The organism is Streptomyces sp. NPDC047028 (assembly GCF_040644095.1).
Taxonomy (GTDB): domain Bacteria; phylum Actinomycetota; class Actinomycetes; order Streptomycetales; family Streptomycetaceae; genus Streptomyces.
Map to the genome: position 1 here is coordinate 19,931 of NZ_JBEYVS010000016.1, position 21,595 is coordinate 41,525.

Genomic DNA, 21,595 nt, shown 5'->3' on the forward strand with positions numbered 1-21,595 from the left:
GCGCCGTGTCAGACTGCACGACATGCGACGCCTGTTCCCTGTGACCGACCAGACACCGACCGAGACCCCCGAGGAGGGCGCGGGACCCGGGGCCGGCGGGCCCGCGGGGAGCGGCGCGCCGAGTGTCGGCGGCCCCGTCGGAAGCGACGCGCTCGTGCCGCGGGAGTGGACGCTCGCCGAGCTGGCCGCCGCCTACGCCTACCCCGAGACCGCGCCGGGGGAGCCGCGGGCCTGGCTGCGGGCCAACATGGTGTCGACGCTCGACGGCGCCGCCCAGCACGAGGGCCGCTCGCACCCCATCTCCAGCGCGGCCGACATGCGGGTCTTCGGCACGCTGCGGGCGCTCGCGGACGTCGTCGTCGTGGGCGCGGAAACGGTACGGCAGGAGGGCTACCGCCCGGCCCGCGATCGCGCCGAGTTCGCCGCCGCCCGCAAGGCCGCCGGCCAGGGACCGGCCCCGGCCGTCGCCGTCGTCACGGCGAGCCTGGAGCTGGACTTCTCGCTGCCCCTGTTCACCTCGCCGCTCGTGCCCACCCTGATCCTGACCGGCGCCGCCGCGGCCCCGGACCGCGTGGCCGCCGCCGAGCGGGCCGGTGCCGTGGTCCTCGTCGCCGGTGAGGGCATGGGCGTCGAACCCGCCCGCGCCGTGCGGGCCCTCGCCGAACGGGGCCACACCAGGCTGCTCACCGAGGGCGGCCCCCGCCTGCTCGGCCAGCTGGTCGCCGCCGAGGTGCTCGACGAGCTGTGCCTGACCACGGCGCCGATGCTCACCGCCGGGGACGCGCAGCGCATCGCCGGCGGGCCGTCCGTCACCGTCCCCCGCCGCTTCGAACTGCTGTCCCTGCTGGAGGAGGACGGATTTCTGTTCGGTCGGTACCGTCGGCCCTGAAATAAGCGGAATAGATCGTTCCGTTCGGTTCGCTGGGCAAAATGAGACCGGCACTACCCGTGCGATCACGGGGAAGGATGGTTTCCCCAGGGCCTGCCCGGCCCCCGGAGGTACAGAGGGCCCGACCGGTCCTCGCAGGAGAAGAGGCGGCTGGTGTTCACAAGCGTTCTGATGATCGAGAAGGCCCTGACGTCCGCCGACGTGGAGTTCGTCAGCACCTTGCACGGCGAGGAGCCGGTCTCCTTCCATGTGCTCCTCCAGCCGCGCGGCGACCAGGCGGACCGCCTGCTGCGCGCCATCGACGACATCGCGCTCGGCGAACTCGACGACGCCGTCCGCGAGGGCGACACCCCCGAGGGCGAGGAGGCCAAGGGCGTCGGGCAACGGGCCCTGGAGGTGTCCGTCCAGGCCCTGCGGAGCGCCGGCGGCCGCGCCGACGGACGGCTCGTGGAGGACCACCCGCTGGACGCGCTGAAGGCGCTGGTCGCGGAGGTCGGCGCGGACGAGGTGATCGTTCTGACCGACCCGCACTATGTGGAGGAGTTCTTCCATCGCGACTGGGCGTCCCGGGCGCGGCACAGAGTCGGGGTGCCGGTGCTGAAGCTTTTCTCGCACAGCAAGGTGTAGCGCTGCGCTGGCTGGGCCGGGGGCGCCGTTTGGGTGCGGTGCGTGGTTGTGCGCGGGTGCGTTGTGGCTTGTCGCGCAGTTCCCCGCGCCCCTAGGTGGGTCTCCGCGTCGTTGATGCCTGGTGGGCGGGGATTCCCTTGCCACGCGGCCTGTGGGTGAGCGCATAGGCTAGGACCCGCTTCAGCTCGTTGTCGTGATTCTGGGAGAGACGTATGGTATCCGGCCTTCCTGCCGCCATGGACCGACCGCACTTCATCGGCATCGGCGGCGCCGGGATGTCGGGCATCGCCAAGATCCTCGCGCAGCGCGGGGCCAAGGTCGCGGGCAGTGACGCCAAGGACTCCGCGACCGCCGAGGCCCTGCGCACCCTCGGCGTGACCGTCCACATCGGTCACGCCGCCGGGCACCTCGCCGACGACGCGAGCTGTGTCGTCGTGTCGTCGGCGATCCGCGCGGACAACCCCGAACTGGTCCGCGCCGCCGAGCTGGGCATCCCCGTGGTGCACCGCGCGGACGCGCTGGCCGCCCTGATGACCGGCCTGCGCCCGATCGCCGTGGCCGGCACCCACGGCAAGACCACCACCACCTCCATGCTGGCGGTCTCCCTCACCGAACTGGGCCGTGAGCCGTCGTACGCCATCGGCGGCGACCTGGACGCCCCCGGCTCCAACGCGCTGCACGGCGCGGGCGACATCTTCGTCGCCGAGGCCGACGAATCGGACCGCAGCTTCCACACGTACGACCCCGAGGTCGCCATCGTCCTCAACGTCGAGCTGGACCACCACGCCAACTACGCCTCGATGGACGAGATCTACGAGTCCTTCGAGACTTTCGCCCAGAAGATCGTGCCCGGCGGCACCCTGGTGATCTCCGCCGACCACGAGGGCGCCCGCGAGCTGACCCGGCGCCTGTCCGGCACGGTGCGGACGGTGACGTACGGCGAGGCCGAGGACGCCGACGTACGGGTCCTGGCGATCGTCCCGGAGGGGCTGCGGAGCCGGGTGACCGCGGTCCTCGACGGGCAGGAGCTGACCTTCGGCGTCTCCGTCCCCGGCCGGCACTACGCCCTCAACGCCGTCGCCGCGCTCGCCGCCGGTGCGGCCCTCGGCATCCCGGCCGCCGAGCTGGCGCCCGCCCTCGCCGCCTACACCGGCGTCAAGCGGCGCCTCCAGCTCAAGGGCGAGGCGGCCGGCGTCCAGGTCGTCGACTCCTACGCCCACCACCCCACGGAGATGACCGCCGACCTGGAGGCCATGCGGGCCGCCGCCGGCGACGCCCGCATCCTGGTCGTCTTCCAGCCCCACCTGTTCTCCCGCACCCAGGAGCTGGGCACCGAGATGGGGCAGTCCCTGGCACTCGCCGACGCCTCCGCCGTCCTCGACATCTACCCGGCCCGCGAGGACCCGATCCCGGGCGTCACCAGCGAGCTGATCGTCGACGCCGCGCGCACCGCCGGCGCCGACGTCACCCCCGTCCACGACAAGGCGGCCGTCCCCGGCCTGATCGCGGGAATGGCGAAGGCCGGTGATCTCGTTCTCACCATGGGTGCGGGCGACGTGACCGACCTCGGTCCGAAGATCCTGGACCGCCTGACGCAGAGCTGAGGGGCTGAGACACATGGCGTACGACGTCGAGAAGCCGGACGGGCAGTGGCGCGCGGAGCTGACCCCGGCCGAGTACGCCGTCCTGCGCGAGGCCGGAACCGAGCCGGCCTTCGTCGGGGAGTACACGGACACCAAGACCAAGGGCGTCTACTCGTGCCGCGCCTGCGGTGCCGAACTGTTCACCTCGGACACCAAGTTCGCATCGCACTGCGGCTGGCCGTCGTTCTACGACCCGAAGGACACCGACGCGGTCGAGCTGATCGAGGACCGGTCGCACGGGATGGTGCGGACCGAGGTGCGGTGTGCGCGATGCGGGTCGCATCTCGGTCATGTGTTCGATGGTGAGGGGTATCCGACGCCGACGGATCAGCGGTACTGCATCAACAGCATCTCGCTGCGGCTGGCGGCGGACGAGGGCTGAGCGTCCCTGGGGCTTCTCGCCGGGCTTTTTTCGCCCCCGCCGCCCCTTCCCTGCCCGTTCCTGGGGGTCTGCGCCCCCTTGCCCCCCTTCACGCAGTTCCCCGCGCCCCTTGAAGGGCGCTTCATGCGCCTGCGTGGACCAGGGCCGACCAGGTCCACGGGCGGTCCGGGTCCGCGGCGCGCAGGGAGCGGACCGTTTCGTGGAGGGCCAGGGCCGCGGGGAGAGGGGCCGGGTCCGGGAGGGACGGGGCCAGGGTGTGGTGGAAGGCGGCGGCCGCGTCCGCGGCGAACGCGTCGCCGACCTCCCACAGGGTGGCCACCGACTGGGTGTAGCCGGCCAGCTGGAACGCGGAGGCGAGGTGGATGACCTCGTCGGCCAGGGCCGGGGCCGCACTGCCCCGGGCTGTGCCGCAGGCCGACAGGTAGGCCAGCTCGGCCGCCTCCAGGCGCAGGTCGGCGATGTCGGCGATCCGCAGGTCCCCGTCGGCGAGCAGCAGCCGGCCGGCCGCCGCGTCCTCCGGGTCACCGCCGGCATGGCAGGCGAAGTGCACGACCGCCGCGTCCAGCACCGCCGTACGCACCGCCTCGCGCGTGGCCGCCGCGCCGATCAGCGGCACACCGCCGCCCGCCGTGGCCGCCCCGGTGGCCTCCGCGACGGTCCGGGCCAGCGGAGCCTGCCCCGGCGTCTCCGGCATGGCCACCGCCAGCACCCCGCGCCGGCCGGGCTCCGCGCGCCGCCGCGCCCGGCTGAACAGCAGGGCACGCAGCGTCGGCGTGTAGGACGACGCCACCCGGTCCAGTACGGCCATGCCCGTGCCGGCGCCGTGATGACCGGCCGCGTGCAGCGGGAAGGCGTTGAGCACCCCGGACGGCGACCACCACAGCCGCGGCCAGGGCGCCCCCGGCTCCGGCGGGCCGGTCAACTCCAGGGCGTCCAGGACCGGTTCGGCCAGCACGTCCCACAGCCAGCCCAGGGTGCCCGTGAAGATCTCCCGCGCCTCCTCGAACAGCGGGTCGTACGGCCCCGCCGTCAGCACCTGCACCGCCAGCCGGAACGACTCGGCCTGCGCCACCAGGTCCGAGGCGTACAGCCGGGGCAGCCGTACCGTCCGCAGCAGCCCGCTCCCGTCCAGGACCAGCGCGTCGCAGCGGCGGGGGTGCACGTTGACGCTGACCACCGGCCCCTCCGCGGCGGCCGGCCGCAGGTCGTCCAGGCCGAGCGGCAGCGGGGTCAGGAACCGCTGGAACCCCGGCCGCCGCTGGAGCTCGGTGATCAAGCGGGCCGCCTCCTCGGTGACCGCGCGCTGCTCCGCCATCTCCTCCGGGGTGGGCCAGCGGCCCGGCTCCGCACCCCGGCGCAGCTCCCGGATCCGGTCCAGCGCCGAGCGCAGCCGGGCGTGCAGAGCGGCGTCGGCGCCGTGCAGTTCGCCCAGCTCGCGGCGGGCGTTCAGCGCGGCGGACAGCAGGTGCGCCCGGCCGTCCTCCAGGGTTTCCAGGGCCTCCACCGGATCGTCCTCGTCGAGCGCCTTCGCGGCACCCTCGGAGGCCAGCCGGGTGACCAGGCTGGGGGACCGGCCGGCGCCGGCCGGCCCACCGCCGAGCAGCCGGCCGCGCTGGACCCGGTGCTGCACGGCCGACGTCCAGCGCGCCAGCAGCATGACCGTGCGCAGGTCGGGCTCCCCGGCCGCGGTCAGCTCGCGGGCGATGGCCTCGGCCTCGGTGAAGTCCGCTTCCTCGGACCACAGTTGGTGCCGGGTGAACAGGGAGATGGCCAGGGCCGTGCGGGAACCGCCGTACTCCGGTGAACCCTGCGGGAGCCGGTCCAGCGTGCGCCGGGCCGCGCGGACGCCCTCCTCCAGCGCCTGCAACTGGTCGAACGGCGACTCCTGGGCGAAGATCAGCGCGGTGTGCCCGGCGAACAGTTCCGGGCTGATGCCCAACTCCTCCATGCTCTTCGGGAGTTCCTCGAACATCTCCCGCAGCAGCGGCAGCGACGCGCGCATCCTGCCGAGACGGACCCGCTGGTCCTCCGTCTCGTCCATCGACTCGTGCATGACCTTCAGCACGGTCAGCATGGACCGGCCGCTCTTGAGAAGCCGGTACTCACGCGTGTCCGGTGCGAGGCCGGCCATCAACCGCTCGTGCACGCCGATGAGTTCCTCGACGCCGGTGAGGTCGGCGGGCCCCTGAGGCACCGGGTCGGCCGGCTCGTCGCCGCCGTGCAGGAGCCTGGCGAGAGCGTTCCCGCGTTTCTCCTCGGGCAGCCGGCCGATGCGCCGTGCCAGCATCTCGAGGCCCTTGCCGTACACCTCCTCCAGGGAGATCTGTTCGGGATAGCCGAGGACGAGGCTGCCGAACTCCATCAGCTCGTGACTGCGGCTGCCGCCCTCCTGCGGGCCCATGCCGAGCAGGGCCATCACCGCCGCGATGGGGTGGTCGCCGCCCCCCTCACCGGTGAGCACGGGCCGCAGGAACGCGTCGATCGCCTCCCAGTCCTCCCGCTGCCCGGGTGTGAGGTCCGAACGGGACGCCAGCTCCCCCTTCAGGACGGCCGCGCGCCTCAGCAGCGTCTCCGCGCGCGCGGTCCGCTCGGCGTCCCCGGCGAACACCGGGCCGGCGTCCGCCAGCAGGTCGATGGCCTCCTGCGGCTCCTGGGCGGTGATCAGACTCGCCGCCAGCCGCAGCAGGACGTCGGCTCGCGCCGGATCACCCTCCGGGGTGAGGCCGAGCAGCCGCCGTAACGTCGCGACGGCCTCCCGGGCCCGCTCGGCGGCCGGGGTCCGGTCGACGTCGTGCACGCCGATCAGCGCGGCGCCGGCGAGCCGGTCCAGGCGCTCGCGCTGGGCCTCGGTGTCCCCGTCCCCGGTGAGGTCCAGGGAGCGGCGCAGCGCCGTGACCGCCTCCTCGCGCACCTCGGGGCCGACCTCCTCGGCGTCGTCGGCGGTGACGGCGTACGCGGTGAGCGCGTGCCCGAGGTCGGAGTACATCTGGGCCACGTTGTCGTCGGCCGGATTCCCGTCCCGGGCCGCCGCGCGCAGGAGGTCGATCGCCTCGGGCAGCGGCGCACGGTCCTCACGCTCGACGGCCCACGCGAGCAGCGCCAGACCGAGCCCGTGGGTGCAGCGCGCGCGGTTGGGGTGGTCCGGGGGAGTGCCGTCGAGGGCGGTGCGCAGCACGTCGACGGCCTCGGAGAGCCGCGGCTCCCCGTCCGGCACGTGCACGCTGCCCAGGAGCAGCGCGTACCCGAGGTTGCACAGGGCCAGCGCGCGATCGTGCCCCTCGGGCGACAGATACGGCAACGCCTGCCGGGTCAGCGTGGCCGCCGCCTCCAGCGGCTCGGGGCGGCCCCGCCCGGCGCCCAGCTCCAGCAGGAGCAGCGCCATGTTGACCAGGGACGCCGCGTGCTCCTGGACGATCGCCGCCGGGTCGTCGGGCCGCCGGCCGCCGGGGCCCAGCCACCCGTCGAGCGCGGCCCGCAGCGGCGGCGGCAGCACGTCCGGCGTACCGGGCAGGTGGCAGTGGAAGGGCGCGAGCAGCAACAGCCCCTGCCGGGCCTCCTGTTCGGCCGTCGGCGCCTCACGCCGGTCGTCGGCCCGCAGCAGCCACGCCACGCCGAGCGTGTACGCCACCTCCTGATCGACACCGTAGGACCCGTCCGGCGCCCGCCCCACCAGGTAACCCACCAGAGCCTCGATCTCACCCCGAGCCTCCTCACTGTGCAACGCCGCGGCCCCCTCCACACCCCCCACCCCGTCCACCAGCCCCCGCACAACCCCCAACAACCGCTCCCGCTCACCCATCCACCCCACCCGCCTTCACCGACCCCGCCCGCCAACTCACAGCACAGCAACTCCCCAAGGGACGCGGGGAACTGCGCGATCAGCCCCGACGCACCCGCACCCGCCCACGGCCAACCTCGACCCGCTCAGCCCGAAATCCCGCCGCACAGCAACTCCCCAAGGGGCGCGGGGAACTGCGCGCCAAGCCACCACGCACCCGCACCTACAACACGGCGGCCCGGACTCCCCTCATCCGCGCCGCGCCCCCGCCCCCTTCCGGAAGCGTTCGGTGACGGCGGGTCCGAGCCCGGCCCGCACCGGCCGGCTCTCCTCGTCGAAGCGCTCGTACAGCTCCGGCAGGTGGACGTCCACCGCAGACTCCACCAACTCCGCGTACTCCTCCGCCCGTTCCCGCCCCCGCCGCCAGGCGACCAGCGCCGCGCCCGCCCCGGCGGCCGCGCCCGGCCACCACACCGCGCCCAGCAGCAGATACAGCACCGCCCACCCACCCAGCCGCATCGCCTCGTCCAGCCGCCGCCGTGACTCGGTGAGCGGCTGCCGCGTGGAGTCGGGCAGCAGTAGCCACAACCGGGGCCATGCTTCGGCCAGTTCCAGCCGGTACTCCAGCCGGATCCGCGCGGCCGGGGCGCGCAGCCGGTCCCCGGCCCAGGTCGGGCACTGTGGACGGACCAGCGCGACGTCGTTGCGCGCGGCCTCCAACGGGCCCAGCTCACCGGCCTCCCGCGCCTCGCGGCAGGCGCGATCACGGGCGTCCCACAGCCGGCGCCGCCGCTCGGTGAGCGCGCCCGCCACGCGGCCCAGCGGTCCGGGCCAACTCCCCATCAGAGCACCCTCGTACGGCTCCTTCAGCGCCTCGGCCAGCAGCCCGGACGCGAAGGACGCGGCCAGTACCCCGAGCAGAAGCACCGCCGTACGCGTGGACCCGGAACCGTCGGCGGTCAGCGCCCGCAGCCGGTGCCGCAGCAGGTCCAGGTCCGACCAGTGCCGCTGGCCAAGCGTCGCCCCGGCCGCCGCCAGCGCGGTGAACACGAGGCCCGGCAGCACCACGGCCGCCGCCCAGCGCTCGGCCAGCCTCCGGCCGACGTCCGTGGCGAGCCCCGTCAGCATGCCGGCCCGCTCAGCTCTCGGCTTCGAAGCGCAGCGCCACGTCGAACACCTCGCACACCGGCAGTTGATCGCCCACCCGCCGCCGCTCCCGCCGGGAGCACGCCCCGCGCGGGCAGACGTGCTCACCGGACAGCGCGTGCGGACCGTCGTCCGCGACGGCCGTCGGCAGGGTCGTCCGGGGCAGTCCGCCGGCCGGGATCCACCTCCCGGCCTGGTCCGGCTCCGGAACCGGAGGCCGGTTCAGCAGGCCCAGCTCGGTCAGATACTCCTCGACCGGCTCACCGGCTCTCGCGGCCCGCAGCGCACGGTCGATCAACGGGCGTCTCGCCGCCCCCACCGGCCCCCGGCTGATCTGCCGCAGTCGGGGCAACTGGGCGCAGAGCAAGGCAAGTTGTATATCTCGGGCCTCAGATGACGACACATCACCCATGGTAGTCGGATCCTCTACGCTTGATCCCAGGAACAGCGGACGGGGGTACGCGTGGACGTCCGGCTCGGCACCGGGGACCCGGCGGACGCCGCAGAGACGGCGGACACCGCAGGAACGACAGACGCCGTACGTACGGCGGACGCGCCTCAACGCCTGCGCGCGCCCCGCGCCACCCGCGCGTCCTTCCGCCGCGATCTGCACACCGTGCGGAACCGGCTGTGGGCCGCGTCCGGTTCCGGCGTCGCCGCCCTGGTCTGCTGTCTGTCCGCCGACGGCGCCCGCGCGGCGCGCTCGCCGTGGCCCGTGCTCGCCGTGAGCGCCGCCGGCGCCGCCGTCCTGACGCTGGCCGGCGTGCGGCTCCTGCTGACCTCCCTGCTGCCGTTCGCGCTCGTCGTCGACGCGTCCGGCCTCCAGTGGCGCGGCCCGCTGCGCCGGACCACGCTGCACTGGGCGGAGATCGACGTGATCTGCGTGGTACCGGCGGCCGGCCGGCGCCTGTCGCGCACGGACCACCGGTTCCCGGATCAATTGCTCATCCGCACCGCGACCCAGGACGGCCGGCGCCGGCCCCGGCGCGCCCCGCTCTCTGCCGCCCTGTCCCCGTTCCGGCTGACGCCCCGTTGGGACCCGCACTGGCGGGGCCTCACCATCGACCTGCGCGTGCTGGACGCCGACCCGGCCGCCCTGGACACCGCGCTCGACACCCACGCCGGTCCCCGGTGGCGCCGTACCGGACTGCCCCCGGACGGGGAGTCCGGCCACCGGGTCCCGGGCCGGCTGCGGTCCCCGTTCGCGGCACGGGCCGCCCGCCGCGCCCGGGGGCTGTCCGTCGCCGTCTGGCTGCTGTGCTGCTGGGGCTACCTGTGGCACAGCGGCGTCCGGCCGGGCGCCGGCCTGCACTGGGTGTACGTCGGCAGCGCGCTCGCCGCCCCGGCCGTCGTCCTGCCGGCGCTCACCGCACTCGACCGGCTGCTCGGCCGCCGCTGCGCGCTGTACCTGGACACCGAGGGCCTGCGGCTGCGCGTCGGCGCCGACGAACGCGCGCTGACCTGGGCCGAGGCGGCCTCCCTGGAGATCGGGTCGCCGCCCGGCCCCGCGGGGGAGCTGAGGCCCCGTTGGACCCTGCTCGTCCACCGGCTCGACGCCGCGCCCGCCTCCGGCTTCCAGGCGGCGGCCGACGGCACCGTCCAGCGCGTGCCGCCGGCGCCGCCGTACCCGCCGCCCGTCGTGGAACCGCTGCGGGGCTGCTTCCGGGCGGTCCCCGGGGGCCCCCTGGAGGTCGTGCCCGTGCTGGCGGGCCCCCTCGGCGAACCGCACGGCCTGTCGGTGCATCCCGAGCAACTCGCCTACACCCTCGCCGCGTACGGCGCCCGCGTCACCGGCCCGGCCGGCGGTAGCGAGGGCGTGCGCCACTGGGCCGCCCCCGCCCTCGGCGCCGTACCACCGCCCCCGGACCCGTCGGCCCCGCCACCCGCGTCCCGTACGGCCGCCGTCGGGGAGGTGCGGGTGCTGCGGGTCGGCCGCTCCGGGACCCGGGGGCACCGCACGATCGCGGCGGCGCTGCGCGCGCACGGCGGCGAGGGACCCGTGTGCGTGCTGGTCGAGCCCGGCCGGTACCGCGACCCCCTCGTCCTCAAGGGCGATGTGGAGATCCGCGCGGTCCACGGCCCGGGCACGGTGGTGGTCGAGAGGTCCGGGGAGACCACGGTCACCGCCACCGGCAGCGCCGTGCTGACCGGCCTGACCGTCGTCGCGGGCGGCAAGGCGGCCGTCGGCGCCGGTGCCGGTCGGTTCGTCCTGCGCGACTGCCGGCTCGAAGGACGGCCCGGCGCGGCCGTGCTGACCGCCGGGAAGGACGCCGAGGTCACCGTGACCGGCGGCGAACTCGCCGTGGGAGCGGTCACGTTGAGCGGTGGCCGGGCGGCCTTCGTCGGCACCCGGTTCGCGGAGGCCGCCGAGGACGCCCTCCGCGTGACCGAAGGCGGCCGCGCCGAGGCGATCGGATGCTCCTTCGCCGGCGCCCGGGCCGCCGCCGTCCACGTCACCGGCGCCGGCAGCCACGCCGGGGTCACCGACTGCGTGTTCACCGGCACCGGCGGCCAGGGCGTCCTCGTCACGGCGCACGCGTCCGCCGAGGTGCGCGACTGCCGGTTCCAGGACCTCCCCGGCACCGCCCTCGTCTTCCGCGAGCAGGGCCACGGAACCGTCACCCGCGCCCGCGTGACCGGCGCGAACGCGGGCGCGCTCATCTCCGGCGGCGCCGACCCGGCCCTCACGGACTGCGTCTTCGACAGCTGCCGCAACACCGCCGTCCATGTCACCGAGGACGCCGTCGGCCGGGTGACGGACTGCTCCTTCACCCACCTGTCCAACACAGCCCTCCACGTCGACCAGCGGGGCAGCCTGCGCGCCGACGGCTGCCGGGTCGACGGGGCCCGCACCGGAGTGCTCGTGGAGAACGGGCATGCCGTCGTCACCGGTCTGGACGCCCGGGCCCTGACCGAGTCGGCGGTCCGGCTGTGCAAGAACGGCACCGTCGAGGTCACCGAACTGCGCGCCGAGCGGTGCAAGTACGGGGTGTACGGCTCCGACAGCGGCTCGGCCGGCGACCTCACCGGCGCGCGGCTGCGGGACCTGGGCGACTACGGACTCGTACTGACCGGGTCCGCGCGGCTCACCGCCCGGGACGTCCAGGTCGCCGATGCCGTCGCCGACGGCCTCTTCGTCCGCGACACGGCCTCCCTCACCGCCCGCCGGTGCACCGTGGAACGGGCTGGACGGCACGGCGTCCACCTCCTGGACAGCGCCTCACTCACCGCCGAGGAGCTGACCGTGACCGGGTCCGGCGGGCACGGCCTCCTCGCCGAGAACAACAGCCAGTTCGACGTCCGCGACAGCGCCCTCACCGACAGCGAACGCGACGGACTGCACACCGACGCCACCACCCGGGGCCGTATCACCGACAGCCGGATCACCGGCAGCCACGGCGCGGCGGTCACCGGCGAGGGCACCCTGCGCCGTGCCGCCGTCACCACCGACCAGTCGCCGCCCCCGGAGGACGACGGCCCCGCGGACCCGCGGGCCGAACTCGACGCGCTGATCGGACTGGAGGAGGCGAAGCACCAGGTCCGCACCCAGGTGGACCTGCTCCGGCTGACCGGCCTGCGCCGCGACGCCGGGCTGCCCGCGCCGCCCGGCAGCCGCCACCTGGTGTTCTCCGGACCGCCCGGCACCGGCAAGACCACCGTGGGCCGCCTCTACGGCCGCATCCTCGCCGATCTGGGCCTCCTGGCGGACGGCAGGCTCGTCGAGGCGCACCGCAGCGACCTGGTCGGCCAGTACCTGGGCGCGACCGCGCTGAAGACCCGAGCCGTCTTCGACAGCGCCCGCGGCGGGGTCCTCTTCATCGACGAGGCCTACAGCCTCGCCCGGCGCTTCGGCGTGAACCACGACCTCGGGCAGGAGGCCATCGACGAGCTGACCAAGCTGATGGAGGACCACCGGGACGACGTCGTGGTGATCGCGGCCGGCTATCCGGCGGAGATGGACGAGTTCCTCGCCGCCAACCCGGGGCTGGCGTCCCGGTTCTCCCGGACCGTGTCCTTCCGGCCGTACACCCCGGACGAACTGGTGCGGATCGTACGGCACCTGGTGCGCCGGCACGGATTCGAGCTGGACGCCGGTGTCGACGAACTGCTCCTGGCCCGGTTCCGGGCGCGGGCCCACGCCTCGGAACCCGCCAACGGGCGGGACGCGCGCACCCTGTTCGAGGGGATGGTGGAGCGGATGGCGGTACGGCTCGCGGACGTGGAACGGCCCGGCCACCAGGAGCTGCTGGTGCTGCGGACGGACGACCTGCCTTAGCAGTCGGCAAGCGCGCGGAGCTGCTGAAACACACGCCGTCTAGACTCTTCCCGCAACGGCCGGGCCACCGCACACCGTGGCCGAAGCGGGCAGAAACCTGCCAAACCGAAGGGCATTCGGCGTTTTGATACGGATAGAGTCAGTCACGAAGCGGTACCCGGACGGCACGGTGGCGGTCGACCGGCTCTCGCTGGACATCCCGGACCGCTCGATCACCGTGCTCGTCGGTCCCTCCGGCTGCGGCAAGACGACGACGCTGCGCATGATCAACCGCATGGTGGAGCCCACCGAGGGCAGCATCCTCCTCGACGGCGCCGACATCCGGCAGCAGCCGGTCAACACCCTGCGCCGGTCCATGGGTTACGTCATCCAGAACGCCGGCCTCTTCCAGCACCGCACCATCGTCGACAACATCGCCACCGTGCCCCGCCTGCTCGGCTGGAGCCGGCAGAAGGCGCGGGCGCGGGCCGCCGAACTGATGGAACGGGTCGGACTCGACACCGCGCTCGCCAAGCGCTACCCCTACCAGCTCTCGGGCGGCCAGCAGCAGCGCGTCGGCGTGGCGCGGGCGCTCGCCGCCGACCCGCCTGTGCTGCTGATGGACGAGCCGTTCTCGGCGGTCGACCCGGTGGTCCGCAAGGGCCTGCAGGACGAACTCCTGCGCCTCCAGGGCGAACTCGGCAAGACCATCGTCTTCGTCACCCACGACATCGACGAGGCCATCAAGCTCGGCACCATGGTCGCCGTGCTGCGCACCGGCGGCCGGCTCGCCCAGTTCGCACCGCCCGCCGAACTCCTCAGCGCGCCCGCCGACCCCTTCGTCGAGGACTTCCTCGGCGCGGACCGGGGCATCCGGCGGCTGTCGTTCTTCCCGTCCGACGGGTTGGAACTGCGGACCGAACCGCTGGCCGGCCCCGGGGCGGGCGGTGGCCGGAGCACGGCCGGGGACACCCCCTACCTCCTGGCGACCGACGCCGACGGCCGGCCGCTCGGCTGGGGCACACCGGACGACCTCACCGCGGACACCCCGGACCCCGGCCGGCTCCTGCCGTACGGCCGCCCCTTCGTGCCCGGCACCGACTCGCTGCGCACCGCGCTCGACGGGGCCGTGCTCTCCCCGACCGGCTGGGCCGTCGCAGTGGACGCCGAGGGACGGGCCCTCGGGGTCGTGTCGCAGCAGACGATCGGCGAGGCGATCCGGGCCGCGCACACCGCCGAAGCGGGGCCTGCGGCTGCCGAGCCGGAAACCGATACGGCCGAGGCGGACACCGATACGGCCGAGGCGGCACGGTGATGAACGGCTTCTTCGACATCCCGAGCGACCTCCAGCACGGCTACCCCGGCCTCATCGGTCTGCATCTGCGCGAGGCCCTGCTGCCCGTGCTGGCCGGACTGCTGGTGGCCCTGCCCGTGGGCCAGCTGTGCGTGCGGTTCCGCTGGCTGTACGCGCCCGTGTTCGGCGTGACCACCGTGCTCTACGCCATCCCGTCCCTGGCCTTCTTCGTCGTCCTCATCGACTACACCGGCCTGACCGAGACGACCGTGATGATCCCGCTGGCGGTGTACAGCCTGGTGGTGCTGGTCCCCGCGATCGTGGACGGCGTCCGCTCGGTCCCGCAGGAGACCCTCGCCGCCGCCACCGCCATGGGCCTCGGACCCGTGCGCCGCTATCTCCAGGTGCAGTTGCCCATCGCCGTTCCCGCGATCGTCGCGGGCCTCAGGGTGGCGGCCGTCTCCAGCATCTCGCTCGTCAGCGTCGGCATGCTGATCGGCAACCAGGGCGCGCTCGGCAACCTGCTCGACGACGCGCAGAAGTACCACCGGCCCGAACTCGCCGTGAACTCCGTGCTGACCACGGCGGTCCTGGCGATCGCCGTCGACGCCCTGCTCGTGCTGGTACGGCTGCTGCTGACCCCCTGGATGCCGCGGAAGGGGGCGACCCGGTGAACGTACTCCACTTCGTCCAGGCGTTCTTCAGCGACGGCGCGCACTGGCACGGCGAGGACGGCATCCCCGCCCGCGTCACCGAACACATCCTGTACTCCCTGGAGGCCCTCGCGATCGCGGCCGGCATCGGGCTGCCCGTCGGACTCGTCACCGGACACTACGGCCGTGGCGGCAACGCCCTCGCCCTCATCGCCACCGCCGCCCGCGCCCTGCCCACCTTCGGCCTGCTGCTGCTGATGGTCACCTGGTTCGGGTTCGGGCTGACGCCGGTGATGGTCCCCCTGGTCGCGCTCGCCGTGCCGCCGATCCTGGTGCCCACCTACGAGGCCGTCCGCTCCGTCGACCCCTCCCCGGTGGACGCCGCCCGCGGCATGGGCATGTCCGAGCCCCGGGTGCTTCTCCAGGTCGAACTCCCGGTCGCGCTGCCCCTGGTGCTGAGCGGCCTGCGCACGGCGGCGATCCAGATCGTCTCCACGGCCACCATCGCCGCGTACGTCAGTTTCGGCGGGCTCGGCCGGTACATCATCGACGGCCTCTACCAGAAGGACTACGAGAAGGTCGTCGGCGGCGCCACGCTGGTCGCCGCGCTCGCCCTGGCCACGCTCGCGGTGTTCTGGGCGGTGGCCCGCGCCGCGGTCTCGCCCGGTGTGCGGCGCGGCAGTTGACCGTCGTATCAAGAATCCATTGCGAAGGGGGTCCTCCCTTGACTGATGGAGAACCGGCTGGATTGGATCAACACGTGACTTCAAACAAGCGCACCAGCAGGACCATCCGGAGGAACCGAGGCGCGGCGGTGGTCGCCCTCGCGGCGGCCACGGCCCTGCTGGCGGGCTGCGGTTCCTCCGACGACAAGGCAGACAACCCCCTGACGGGCGGCAAGGCGAGCGGCGACAGCGTCGTCGTCGGTTCCAACAACTTCGCCGAGAGCATCCTGCTCGCCGACATCTACGGCGAGGCCCTGAAGGCCAAGGGCATCAAGGTCACGTACAAGCCGAACATCGGCAGCCGCGAGACCACCTACGGCCTCCTCCAGAACGGCGCGGTCTCCGTCCTCCCCGAGTACAACGGGGCCCTGCTGGCCTACCTCGACCCCAAGGCGGCCCCGAAGACGGTCGAGGCGACCACGACGGCCATCGAGGCCAAGCTGGACGCCAAGCTGGGCCTGCTGAAGCCCTCCTCCGCCGAGAACAAGGACTCGGTCACGGTGAACGCGGCCACCGCGAAGAAGTACCACCTCACCGCCAAGTCCTCCATCGCGGACCTGAAGGGCGTCGCCGGGGACCTGGTGCTCGGCGGCTCTCCCGAGTTCCAGACCCGGCACCAGGGGCTCGTCGGCCTCAAGTCCGTGTACGGCCTGGACTTCAAGTCCTTCAAGGCGCTGGACGCGGGCGGCAAGCTCACCCAGGAGGCGCTGAAGCAAGACGCCGTCCAGGTGGCGGACCTCTTCACCACGGACCCCACCATCGCCAAGGAGAACTTCGTCGTCCTGCGGGACCCGAAGAACCTCTTCGGCTTCGAGAACGTCCAGCCCCTCGTCAACAAGAAGGCGCTGCCCCAGAAGGGCGCCGCCGCCCTCGACGCGGTCTCGGCCAAGCTCGACACCGCCACCCTGCTCGACCTCGACACCCAGGTCCAGACCCAGAAGAAGGACCCCCTGGACGTCGCCAAGGCTTGGCTGAAGTCCGCGGGCCTGGACTGACCCCGGTGTGAGTTTTCCGCACGGACGCCGGCTGCGGCGGAACAATCCCGCAGCCGGCCCCGCGCGGCTGGAGCCCCCGGCACCCCCCACCGACGCTGGCTCCCATGACCACCACACCCCCGCGCACCCGCACCCCGTACCCCTGGCGCTGGCCCGCCCTGACCGCGCTGCTGCTGGGCGAGGCAACTCCGGTCCGAGAGGCCGTAGCCCCTCGCTCACTCAGGACGTCACCTCAGAGGTCGAACTCGTGGGGTGGGAGGTCGAGGGTGTAGCAGGCCTCGCGGACGACGGCCTGTTCGGTCTTGTCGAAGTCGCCGTCCGCGCCGCCGATGACGATGCCGATCTGGACGACGGCGCGTGCCTCGGCGGGCTTCTTCTTCGCCTTGGCGACCTCCTGAAGGACGCTGACCTTGCCGAAGGCGAAGTCGGTGGTCAGCTTGTTCAGGTTGTCCTCGAAGCGGCGCCTGAGGTCGTCCGCGGGGAAGTTCTGCAGCACCTCGTTCGTGCCGATGAGCTGGGCCACCCGCTGGCGCTCCGCCGGGTCGATCGTGCCGTCGGCGGCGGCCACCAGGGCGCACATCGCCATGCTGGCGTCGCGGAAGGCACCGCTCTTCAGGTCGTTCTTCTTCGCGACCAACTGGGTCTGCATCTGCGATGCCGACTCCTTGACGCGGTCCCACAGGGCCATGCGAACTCCTCGTCTCCACAAACGACTGCTGACGGCATCAGGGGAACTACCGGCCCCGCGTACAAGTTCCCGTGACGCGGAGCCCGTTGTCCGGCCCGTACGGCTGTACCGGCCGGGCCGGGCGTCACATGCCCAGGGAGATCGCCAGCCGGGTCAGCTCGGCCGTGGTGTTGATGTCGAGCTTGGCGCGGATGCGGCGCAGGTAGGCGTCGACCGTGTGCCGGGACAGTCCCATGTTCCGGGCCGCCTGGAGGTAGGTGCAGCCGGCCGCGATGTGCTTCAGGGTCTCGCGCTCGCGCGGGGCCAGCTCGGGGGCGGCGGCTTCGCTGTGCGGCGTGGTGACGGTGAGGCTCATGGGGGTTCCTCTGGCAGATCGGCTGGGTCGGCTTCGTCGGCTTCGGTGTTCGACGACGGGGTCGGCTCGGTCGGTCGGCTTCGCTCGGGTCGCCGGGGGAGGCGTGTCCGAAAGCTGAAGTTTGTCCGCTTTCAATACCGTGACCGCCCGACGTCATCGCCACGTCCGCCGAACGTCACAGGCGCGTCACAGGCCCCCCACCTGGTAGCCCGGGGCGACCGCTCGGCGGATTGGTGCTCCGTGGGCCCCAGGATCATGCTGGGGGGAGGACCGGCCCGTGCAGGTTCGTCGGAGGGCGGGTTCGTCGGAGGTTGAGCGGCGATGGAGCGACTCCCCACCCCTCCCAGCGGTCGGGCGCAGACCCACGCCGTGCCCCCGGGCGCCTTCACCGCCACGGCCACCGTCGACGAACGGGGCGTCGTCACGGGCTGGAGCGACGGGGCCCGGCTGCTGCTGGGGTATCCGCCGGCGGAGATCATCGGCCGGCCGGCCGCCCAGCTCCTCGCCGACCCCGGCACCCCTGCGCCGACGTGGCCGGAGGCCGCCGCGCGGGAGCGCTGGGGAGGCACCCTGGCGCTCCGCCACCGGGCCGGTCACCGGCTCGTCGAGCGCCACGTCCTGGCGCACCGCCGCCCCGCCCGTGACGGCACCGGCGGCGAGTGGCTGATCGTGTCCGCCGTGACGGGCCCGCGCCGCGTCGACGGCGGCCGGGAGCTGGGGGAGCGGGCCTTCGACCGCGCCCCGTGCGCACTGGCCGTCTTCGACCGGGACCTGCGGCTGGTGCGGGCCAGCGCCGGCCTGGAGCGGGCCCTCTCCGTCACCCGCGAGGCGATGTACGGCCTGCGCCTGCCGGACCTCGTGCCCCACCCGGCCAGCGACGACGCGGAGACACGGATGCGGCGCGTGCTCCAGGACGGCGCGCGCGCCGACGTACCCCTGTGTCTGGACACCGGCGACGCGCGGCGCCTGCCGGCCGAACTGATCCCGCTGGAGGACGCCGACGGCCGTGTCCTCGCGGTATGCGTGCTCGCCCACCCGGCGGCCCCCCAGAGCCAGGAGCCCGCGAGTCCCGGCGCCACGGCCCCGGGGCCCCGGGCGGCCGGGTCCCCGCCCACCGACACGTCGGCTCCGGGAGTCCCGGATCCCGCAGCCCTGGCCACCGATTCCCCAGCCGCCGAGGTCCCGGCGCCCGCTGCACAGGCCGGCGGGGCCTCCCAGGCCGGTCGGCCCTCGGCTCCGGACTTCCCAGCTGCCCCTTCCACGGGCACTGGCTCCCCGCCCACCGCGGCCCAGGCGCCCGCCTCGCAGGCCGGCGGGCCCTCGCCGGTCGCCGGGCCCCCGGCCGACGTCCCCCCGGCCACCGCGTTCCCGGCTCCCGGAAGCCCTGCCCCCGGCGGCCCGCCCCCCGATGCCCTCCTCCCCGCCTCCCTCGTACGGCGGCGGATGCGGGTGTTGAGCCGCGCAGGGACCGGGATCGGTACGACCTCCGACGTTCGACGGACCGCGCAGGAGCTGGCCGAGGTCGCCGTGCCCGAGTTCGCGGACACGTGTGTGGTGGATCTGCTGGACACCCCCCGGCACGGCGAGCCCCCGGGTGCCTGGTCGACCGCCGGTGTCACGCTCAGGCGGGCCGCCGCGGGGACGGGGCCCGACGCCTCCCACCCGCCGCGCCCGGCCGGCGAGACCCTGCACTGTGCCGCCTGGTCACCGCCCGCCCGGTGCCTGGCGACGGGGCAGGGCGCGCTGTACGGGGGCGGCGAGGAGGCCCTCGCCCGGTGGGCCCGGGAGGACCCGCAGGCCGCCTGGATCCGGGACGGCGGCACCCACTCCCTGCTGGTCGTGCCGGTCCGGGCGGCCGGCACCACGCTGGGCACCGCCGTCTTCGCCCGGCACGAACGCCAGGAACCCTTCGACGCGGACGATCTGTGGCTGGCCGGCGAACTCGCGGCCAAGGCGGCGACGAGCGTCCGCGAGACCGACCGCGCCCCGCGCTCGCACACCACCACGATGACCCTCCAGCGCAGTCTGCTGCCGCAGACGCTGCCCGAACAGGGAGCGGTGGACCTCGCCACCCGCTACCTCCCCGCCGTCGGCCAGGCCGGCGTCGGCGGGGACTGGTTCGACGTCATCCCGCTGTCCGGCACCCGCGTCGCACTCGTCGTCGGCGACGTCGTCGGCCACGGCATCCGCGCCTCCGCCACCATGGGCCGGGTACGCACGGCGGTCCGCACCCTCGCCGACGTCGACCTGCCGCCCGACGAACTCCTCAGCCACCTCGACGACCTCGTCATCCACCTGTCCGCCGTGGAGGCCGACGCCGACGCCGAGGCCGCCGGCGGGGTCGGCACGACCTGCCTGTACGCCGTCTACGACCCCGTCTCCCGCCAGTGCGCCCTCGCCCGGGCCGGCCACCCCCCGCCCGCCGTCGTCACCCCCGACGGCGACGTCCGCCTCCTCGACGTCCCGGCCGGGCCCCCGCTGGGCCTGGGCGGACTGCCCTTCGAGGCCTTCGAGACGGAACTGCCCGAGGGCAGCCTCCTCGCCCTCTACACGGACGGCCTGCTCGAAGGCCGCGACCACGACATCGACGAGGCCCTGGACCGGATGTTCGCCGCGCTGGGCCGCCCCGCCCAGAGCCTGGACACCGTCTGCGACCGCGTCCTGACCTCCATGCTGAGCCGGCGTCCCGAGGACGACATCGCCCTCCTCGTCGCCCGCACCCACGCCCTGCACGCCGACCGCGTCGCCAGCTGGGAGCTGCCCTTCGACACGGCGGTCGTCTCCGAGGCCCGGCAGCGGGCCACCGACCAGCTCGCCGCGTGGCAGCTGGACGAGGCGGCCTTCGTCACGGAACTCGTCGTCAGCGAACTCGTCACCAACGCCATCCGCTACGGCCGCCCGCCCGCCCGGCTCCGCCTCATCCACGACGACCGCACCCTGACCTGCGAGGTCTTCGACTCCAGCAACACCGCGCCGCACATGCGCCGCGCGCGGACGTTCGACGAGGGCGGCCGCGGACTCCTCCTGGTCGGCCAGCTCGCCCAGCGCTGGGGGACCCGGCACACCACCAGGGGTAAGACCGTCTGGGCGGAACAGTTCCTCACCGCGAAGGGCTAGGCGGCGGGCACGCCGAAGCCCGGACCGAAGACCGGATGGGCCCAGGCGGGCGGCATCGGCACCGGCTCGGACGGCGGGTCCGGCGCGTCGGACGGCGTGTCCGGAGCCGGCGGCGATACGGCCGTCCCCGCGCCCGCCCGGCCGCCCACGTCGCCACCCGCCGCACCGCCCGCCACGGCGGACCGCAGCGCCCCCACGAACTCCAGGCACGAGTCGAACCGGTCCTCGGGCACCTTGGCCAGCGCCCTCGCGAGTACGTCGTCCAGCGCCGGCGGCAGCCCCGGCCGTACCTCGCTCACCGCGGGCGGACTGTCGTACTGGTGCGCCCACAGCAGCGCGATGTCCTCGTCGCGGACGAACGGTGGCCCGCCGGTGAGGACCTCGAAGACCACGCAGGCCAGGCTGTACAGATCGCATCGGCCGTCGACGGGGCGGCCGGAGATCTGTTCCGGAGCCACGTAGTCCAGCGTGCCGACGAACTCGCCGACGGTCGTGAACCCCGTCAGCGACAGGGATTTCTTCGTCAGCCCGAAATCCGTCAGGTAGATGTGCTCGGGGTGGGCGCTGTCGGTGCCCTCCGCGACCAGGATGTTGCCCGGTTTGACGTCCCGGTGCACCAGATCGTGCTGGTGCGCCGCGTCGAGCGCCGAGGCGACCTGGCCGGCGATCCGGAGCGCGGTGTCCACCGGCAGCGCGCCTTCCCGGTCGAGCAGGGCGCGCAGGTCGAGGCCCGACACATAACGCATCGCGATGTACAGCACACCGTCCGTCTCCCCGGCCTCGAAGATCGGCACGATGTGCGGGTGGTCGATCGCGGCGGCGACCCGGGACTCGTGGGTGAAGCGCCGGCGGAAGGTGTCGTTGCGGGCCATCTCCGGGGCCAGCAGCTTCAGCGCCACGGTCCGTTCCAGTCGCAGGTCACGGGCGCAGTAGACGACAGCCATGCCGCCCCGGCCCAGCTCGCGCTGCACCTCGTAGCCGGCGATCCGCGTTCCGACCAGATCGAACGACCCGCTCTCCCGCATGGGGAGATTCTATCCAGCGGTGG

The 21,595-nt window shown here is 74.0% G+C and carries 16 protein-coding genes; 10 read left to right on the plus strand and 6 right to left on the minus strand.

Annotation, left to right across the window (positions count from 1 at the left end; translation table 11 throughout):
* Positions 1-22: 22 nt before the first annotated feature.
* The 4 genes from ABZ854_RS16330 to msrB all read left to right on the plus strand — a co-directional run bounded on the left by ABZ854_RS16330 (position 23) and on the right by msrB (position 3,541).
* On the plus strand, positions 23-889 hold the full coding sequence (locus ABZ854_RS16330; protein ID WP_361210466.1) for a pyrimidine reductase family protein: 867 nt from the start codon (positions 23-25) through the stop codon (positions 887-889).
* 153 nt (positions 890-1,042) lie between these two features.
* Positions 1,043-1,516: an indole-3-glycerol phosphate synthase gene (locus tag ABZ854_RS16335; RefSeq protein ID WP_361210469.1), complete on the plus strand. Its 474-nt coding sequence runs from the start codon at positions 1,043-1,045 to the stop codon at positions 1,514-1,516.
* Positions 1,517-1,728: 212 nt separating this feature from the next.
* Positions 1,729-3,120, plus strand: a complete 1,392-nt coding sequence (gene murC, locus ABZ854_RS16340; RefSeq protein WP_361210471.1) for a UDP-N-acetylmuramate--L-alanine ligase — start codon at positions 1,729-1,731, stop codon at positions 3,118-3,120.
* A gap of 13 nt (positions 3,121-3,133) precedes the next feature.
* Complete coding sequence (msrB, locus tag ABZ854_RS16345; protein ID WP_361210474.1) at positions 3,134-3,541, plus strand: peptide-methionine (R)-S-oxide reductase MsrB; 408 nt, start codon at positions 3,134-3,136, stop codon at positions 3,539-3,541.
* A gap of 121 nt (positions 3,542-3,662) precedes the next feature.
* Here msrB and ABZ854_RS16350 read toward each other — a convergent pair whose 3' ends face one another.
* The 3 genes from ABZ854_RS16350 to ABZ854_RS16360 form a co-directional block, all read right to left on the minus strand.
* Positions 3,663-7,340, minus strand: coding sequence for a CHAT domain-containing protein (locus tag ABZ854_RS16350; RefSeq protein ID WP_361210477.1), 3,678 nt, complete (start codon positions 7,338-7,340; stop codon positions 3,663-3,665).
* A 228-nt stretch (positions 7,341-7,568) separates the two neighbouring features.
* Positions 7,569-8,447 (minus strand): hypothetical protein, encoded by an 879-nt coding sequence (locus ABZ854_RS16355; RefSeq protein ID WP_361210480.1) that lies wholly within the window; start codon positions 8,445-8,447, stop codon positions 7,569-7,571.
* A 10-nt stretch (positions 8,448-8,457) separates the two neighbouring features.
* Entirely contained in the window at positions 8,458-8,763 is a 306-nt protein-coding gene (locus ABZ854_RS16360) for a hypothetical protein (RefSeq protein WP_361210483.1), read from the minus strand.
* 165 nt (positions 8,764-8,928) lie between these two features.
* On the opposite strand from ABZ854_RS16360, the gene ABZ854_RS16365 reads away from it, so the two are divergent.
* From ABZ854_RS16365 to ABZ854_RS16385, 5 genes are all read left to right on the plus strand, one after another.
* Complete coding sequence (locus ABZ854_RS16365; protein WP_361210485.1) at positions 8,929-12,741, plus strand: right-handed parallel beta-helix repeat-containing protein; 3,813 nt, start codon at positions 8,929-8,931, stop codon at positions 12,739-12,741.
* Positions 12,742-12,865: 124 nt separating this feature from the next.
* Positions 12,866-14,035: an ABC transporter ATP-binding protein gene (locus tag ABZ854_RS16370; protein WP_361210488.1), complete on the plus strand. Its 1,170-nt coding sequence runs from the start codon at positions 12,866-12,868 to the stop codon at positions 14,033-14,035.
* The gene (locus ABZ854_RS16375; protein WP_361210491.1) at positions 14,035-14,688 is read left to right on the plus strand and encodes an ABC transporter permease subunit; all 654 of its coding nucleotides are present in this window, start codon (positions 14,035-14,037) and stop codon (positions 14,686-14,688) included. The genes ABZ854_RS16370 and ABZ854_RS16375 overlap by 1 nt, the downstream gene beginning before the upstream one ends.
* Entirely contained in the window at positions 14,685-15,353 is a 669-nt protein-coding gene (locus ABZ854_RS16380) for an ABC transporter permease (RefSeq protein WP_361210494.1), read from the plus strand. The genes ABZ854_RS16375 and ABZ854_RS16380 overlap by 4 nt, the downstream gene beginning before the upstream one ends.
* A gap of 74 nt (positions 15,354-15,427) precedes the next feature.
* On the plus strand, positions 15,428-16,387 hold the full coding sequence (locus tag ABZ854_RS16385) for an ABC transporter substrate-binding protein (protein WP_361210498.1): 960 nt from the start codon (positions 15,428-15,430) through the stop codon (positions 16,385-16,387).
* Between the two features lie 232 nt (positions 16,388-16,619).
* On the opposite strand, the gene ABZ854_RS16390 is transcribed toward ABZ854_RS16385, so the two are convergent.
* Positions 16,620-17,075: a TerB family tellurite resistance protein gene (locus tag ABZ854_RS16390; protein WP_361210501.1), complete on the minus strand. Its 456-nt coding sequence runs from the start codon at positions 17,073-17,075 to the stop codon at positions 16,620-16,622.
* Positions 17,076-17,199: 124 nt separating this feature from the next.
* The gene (locus tag ABZ854_RS16395; RefSeq protein WP_361210504.1) at positions 17,200-17,430 is read right to left on the minus strand and encodes a helix-turn-helix transcriptional regulator; all 231 of its coding nucleotides are present in this window, start codon (positions 17,428-17,430) and stop codon (positions 17,200-17,202) included.
* Between the two features lie 321 nt (positions 17,431-17,751).
* Between ABZ854_RS16395 and ABZ854_RS16400 the strand changes: the two genes are divergently transcribed.
* Complete coding sequence (locus tag ABZ854_RS16400) at positions 17,752-20,547, plus strand: SpoIIE family protein phosphatase (RefSeq protein WP_361210507.1); 2,796 nt, start codon at positions 17,752-17,754, stop codon at positions 20,545-20,547.
* Here the strand turns inward: ABZ854_RS16400 and ABZ854_RS16405 are convergent.
* On the minus strand, positions 20,544-21,572 hold the full coding sequence (locus ABZ854_RS16405; protein WP_361210510.1) for a serine/threonine-protein kinase: 1,029 nt from the start codon (positions 21,570-21,572) through the stop codon (positions 20,544-20,546). The two genes, ABZ854_RS16400 and ABZ854_RS16405, sit on opposite strands and share 4 nt — an antisense overlap.
* Between the last annotated feature and the right edge of the window lie 23 nt (positions 21,573-21,595).